The organism is Streptomyces brasiliensis, from assembly GCF_014647875.1.
Lineage (GTDB): Bacteria > Actinomycetota > Actinomycetes > Streptomycetales > Streptomycetaceae > Streptomyces > Streptomyces brasiliensis.
The window spans coordinates 1-4,601 of record NZ_BMQA01000162.1; the positions used below are offsets into that span (position 1 = coordinate 1).

The following is a 4,601-nucleotide window of genomic DNA, read 5'->3' on the forward strand; positions in this document are numbered from 1 at the left end:
GCAACGAGAACACCGGTCCACCAGACACGCACTCGTCACTCAAGAGGAAACGCACCCTCACCAAGTCGCCGATCACCCGCAGCCCAACTTGGGCCACAAGCCACGGTGCGCGTTCGGCCTCAACTTGCTTGACGTGGACGAACACCGTGTAGTCGGCCGCAGGCTCTTCCAGATCGAGGTCGCGGGCATGCGCGCACAGGGTGACGAACGCGCCGCGGGTGCCTCCCACCCCCAGACCTACCTCGGGAGCCTCGGGCCAGGCGTTGAAGTCCCACCGCACCGTCGCCGGGCTGTCGCCCACCGCCTTGAGAAACGGCTCCACGGTCTCGGGTGCCCCAGCCCAGCGTCGTAGCCAGATGGGCAGGCAGGCCGACGGATCATCCCCCGTGTCCGAGGCGCCGTCCCTCTCCCCTGCAGCCCACCAATCGGCGTCCGGCAGCAGGGCCAGCACCTCCGATAGAGAATGAGTCGAGGAGATCCGCGCATCGAAATCGACTTCCAGATCCCTCAGGTCGGCGATCCCCAGCAGCCTCTCAACGATGCGCAATCCCTCCGAGAGGTCCGCCGTTCTCAAGATGGGCTGCGCGTAGGAGTTGGACACGACGACCAGTGTGCCACCGCATGAGCGTTGTCCACCCGCCAAGCAGGCTGTGTAGTTGAGCTGACGGACAGGAGAAGCCCCTGGAAGATGGGCTTTCGACCAAGAATTCCGTCTCCACCAGAGGCTTCGCATGCTTGTCTACCCGTCCGGGATCGACGTGTCCAGCTCCGCCCTGCGCTTCCTGTCCGCTCGGTTGCGCGACCAACGCCGGCAGCGCGACACCCGCTGGCGCCGGCTGAGTACGGCCCGTCAGGCTCTGCTCGCCCTCGCCCACCTGCGGTGCGGGCACACCTACGCGCAGCTCGCCGCGGGCTTCGACGTGGGCACCCACCACCGCCTACCGGTATATCGCCGAGGCCGTCGATGTGCTGGCCGCGCTCGCCCCGGACCTGGCCGCCGCGGTCAAGACCGCACAGAACAAAGCGTTTGTGATCCTGGACGGGACCCTGCTGCCGATCGACCGGATCGCCGCCGACCGGCCGTTCTACTCCGGTAAGCACAAGAAACATGGCATGAACGTGCAGGTGATCGCTGATCCGCACGGGCGTCTACTGTGGGCCTCGCCCGCCTTGCCCGGCGCCGTCCACGACATCAAGGCGGCCCGCACACACGGCTTGATCGACGCGTTCGACGACGCGGGCATGCCCTGCTGGGCCGACAAGAGCTACCAAGGCGCCGGCGGAACCGTCCGAGTGCCCTTCCGCGGCCGGTGGGACCGTCTGTCCGCAGGACAGCAGGCCGTCAACCGAGCTCACGCACGGATCAGAGCGCTGGGCGAGCAGGCCATGGCGACCCTGAAGAATTGGCGCCTCCTGCGGAAGCTCCGCTGCAGCACCACACGCATCACCAGCCTCGTCCAAGCAGTCCTCACCCTGCACCTGACCTGCTCAAACTGAGGTTGTAGGGTCGGGCGACGGGCGGCGGATCGGGCGACGCGTTGTCGGGCTCGGGGTCAGGACTCAGGCGGGACAGCCGCTCGTTCGCCAGGTCGACGGCGTCGCGCAAGCTGCCACCGCTGTTGGGGTATAGCTCGTGTTCCACGCGGGTGAGCCAGTCCTCGATCCCGGCCACGCGCTCCATGACGCCGGGCCTGGCCGGGACGCCGGGCCGTCCTTCCTCGCCGTACCAGTCGTCGAAGAACTGACCGGCCCGGCCGCCGAGGTGCAGAGCTGTCCGGACAGCCCGCCACGCGACGGTGCCCACGCCCGCCAGGACGGAGATCACTCCGCCCCACACGAGCACGGTGTCGAGGGCGTGGATGCCGGTTGCTTCCATCGGAGCGCTACACCTTCCAGGACAGGCTGGCGGAGTTGGGGTCCCCGAACGCGCGGGCGATCATGCCCTTGATGAGGGAGCCCGCCGCTGCGACTGCGGCGCCACCGGCGGCGTACAGTGATACAGCGCGATCAGCTCGTGGGCGGGGTAGCGGTCGGCGTCCAGGAAACTGGTCATCAACCGCCATAGCTCGGTGCGGCGGGTGCCGTCGTCCAGCGTGACGGTCATCCAGGCTTCGACGATCCGGACCTCGAGTCGCCCGTAACCGCGCCCGGCCTTGTATTTCCCGGCGCAGATGGTCGTCAGATAAGAGCCGTCCGGCAGCGGGCGGCGCACCGTCGGACGACGCTTGCGGGTCGAGCGCAGCAGGAAGGACGCGCCGGTACCTGTCACCGCCTCCAGGAAGTCGAACGCGTCATAGTAGGCGTCGGCCAGCAGCACCATCGAGGCGTCCAGCTGTCCCAGCAGACGGCGCGCGTAGCCGAGCTCGCCGGTCGTGTCCGGGCCGAAGGCCGCGCCGAGGAGGGCGCGGGTGCCGCACTCGACCAGCGCCACCAGGCGCAGGAGCGGGTAGCCGAACTCGAGCACTTCCCCACCATGCTTGGGGAAGCGCCAGGTCACCGCCTCCTCGTCGGGGATGCTCAGGGCAGTGCCGTCCACTGCGACCACCCGCAAGCCGCGATAGAAGGAACTGGCCTGTGCCCGGGTGGCCACGGGACCGGCGAGGATCTCGAACAGGCGGCGCAGCGGGGCGCTGCCCAGTCGGCGGCGGGCTCGCGACAATGAGGACGCGCACGGCCGCGCCACCGCGATCCCACATAGTCCCGCACACAGCTTGTCCCACACCGCCTGGTAGGACGAGCGCTCGAAGAAGGCGAGGGCGAGCACGAAGTACACCACCACCCGCGCAGGCAGCAACCGCACGCGCCGCTCGCGCGAGCCCGTCTCATCGAGGACCGCGTCGACCAGCTGCGGGTCGATGACCTGCGTCAACTCTCCCAGGTGGCCGGGGGTGTACACATCGTGAGCTAACGCCACGGATGGCGGGGTGGCAGAATGCCGCGGCAACGGGACCTCCGGTGCGACGATCTCTGGGCTCGACACCACAGGGATCTACCAGGGGTCCCGTCCTCTCGTTCATGGACTTGACAAAGTGCCAGACCGCATAAAGCAACGGTGTTGCACGAGAAGGGACACCATCGACTCGACGCTCCCGAAGTTTGTGTATGACCGGATGGCATCGGGGTGACCGGTGCCGGGAAGGATCATCATGGGCAACGCGCGTGGCTCCCACTCCCACAGCAGTTCGGACATCGTTACGGACGGGAGTCGAGTCGGTGCAGCAGCACGTGCGACCTGGACACCCCAGCAGCACTCCATGCGACGACCGACGAGGTCCGGACTGGGCACCCTGGTGGCCGACCAAGCGCAGTCGAGGGTGAGTCCGCTGGACACTGCTCTGCCACCTCCGAACAGCCCCTTGCCCCACAGCCACAGCAGTTCGGCGAGGATGTTGAGACCCGCGGTGTGGACTGGACAGCAAACGGCTACTGCTGGGCGTCGGCGTGATATTGGGCGAGCGCGTGCCATCGCCGCTCGAAGTCGCTGGTCTGCTCGCCGATCTGGGCTGGGGTGATCGGCTTGTTGTACTGGGCCGTGATCCCGTGGGCTGCGCAGTCCTGCGCAACAGCGTCAGCTGACGGCTCTTCGGTGCGCACGCGATGCTCGGCCCAGACGTTGTAGGTACGGAACCAGAGCGGATAGCGGCGCAGCGTGGACGGGCTGACGGGTTTGCCTGCCCGGCCGAACATGCCCTTCTGCGCGAGGTACACGGACAACTCATCAGCGGACGGCTCGCTACCGTGCTGAGCCTGGTATTCCATCCACGCGAGGTAGTAGCGGTCAACGACGGTGAGATCCCCTCCCGCAGCGGAGCCCCGCAGCTCGTCGACCGTGGCGTCGATCCTGGGCCCACGCTGCCCCTGGGCAGCCTGGGCACCGGCGGCTACGGCCTCCTGTCCGGCCGCCCGGCCCGCCAGGGGCTCCTCCTCCAGCCGCTCGGTGGGGTCGGCCCGCTCTTCGCCTTCAGCTGACGGGGCGGAGCTGGGCTCGCCGATGCCGTACTCCCGGTCCTGGAATTCAGCGACGTACTCCTGCAGTTCCGCTGCCGTGACGGGCCGGCCTGCTGCTCCTGTGATGCCGTCACGCTGATACACGTACTCGGCCAACGCGACGGCATCGGGAGAGGAACCGCGTTCCGCCGCGTATGTGAGCCAGGCGTTGTAGAAGTAGTCGCCCCACGTCCATCCGTCGTCCGCGTCCTGCGCGCCTTGGGGTTCGGCCCACTCACGGGCTTCGGCTGCGGGCGAGTGCCGCTGCTTGAGGAGCCGCAGCAGGGGTTCGAGTTGCTCGTCCGACAGTGGCCCGCCGGCCGCGGTCGCGATGCCGTACTGGTCTTGGAGCCACAGAGCGAACTGCGCGCCGCTGGGCTCGAATCCGAAGGCGGCGATCCAATCCTGGTAGGCGTCGGCGAGGTGTTGGGCGTTCCCTTCGCCTGCCGGGTCTGCTTCGCGCCATCGTTCAGGCCGTGCGGGTCGCGCCTGGTCCGCCGGCTGAGGCTCCGCGCCACCCGGCTGCGCCGGCTGTCTCTCCTTGTCGACGACACCCTCGAGTTCGGGATTCCGCCGCTGCCCGGGAGCCGGGGTCCGCTCGACGGTGAGCTGGA

General features: G+C 68.3%; 3 protein-coding genes and 2 pseudogenes. 1 reads left to right on the forward strand and 4 read right to left on the reverse strand.

The features are described from left to right. Positions 1-601, reverse strand: a 601-nt coding sequence (locus tag IEZ19_RS49100; RefSeq protein ID WP_189317849.1) for a hypothetical protein, incomplete at its 3' end; no start/stop codon positions are given. 130 nt (positions 602-731) lie between these two features. Between IEZ19_RS49100 and IEZ19_RS49105 the strand changes: the two are divergent. Continuing rightward, positions 732-1,497: pseudogene (locus IEZ19_RS49105) on the forward strand (IS5 family transposase). Here the strand turns inward: IEZ19_RS49105 and IEZ19_RS49110 are convergent. The 3 genes and pseudogenes from IEZ19_RS49110 to IEZ19_RS49120 form a co-directional block, all read right to left on the reverse strand. Continuing rightward, positions 1,469-1,876 carry a hypothetical protein gene (locus tag IEZ19_RS49110; RefSeq protein ID WP_189317850.1) on the reverse strand — a complete coding sequence of 136 codons (408 nt, stop codon included), beginning with the start codon at positions 1,874-1,876 and terminating at the stop codon, positions 1,469-1,471. The pseudogene IEZ19_RS49105 and the gene IEZ19_RS49110 sit on opposite strands and share 29 nt — an antisense overlap. A 60-nt stretch (positions 1,877-1,936) precedes the next feature. Further along, the gene (locus tag IEZ19_RS49115) at positions 1,937-2,914 is read right to left on the reverse strand and encodes an IS4 family transposase (protein WP_189317851.1); all 978 of its coding nucleotides are present in this window, start codon (positions 2,912-2,914) and stop codon (positions 1,937-1,939) included. Positions 2,915-3,423: 509 nt separating this feature from the next. After that, a pseudogene (locus tag IEZ19_RS49120) lies at positions 3,424-4,601 on the reverse strand (hypothetical protein); the annotation flags it as partial.

Coding starts and splice junctions, on each gene's coding strand:
- IEZ19_RS49110 (WP_189317850.1), bottom strand. CDS start 1,876: ATGGAAGCAACCGGCATCCACGCCCTCGACACCGTGCTCGTGTGGGGC.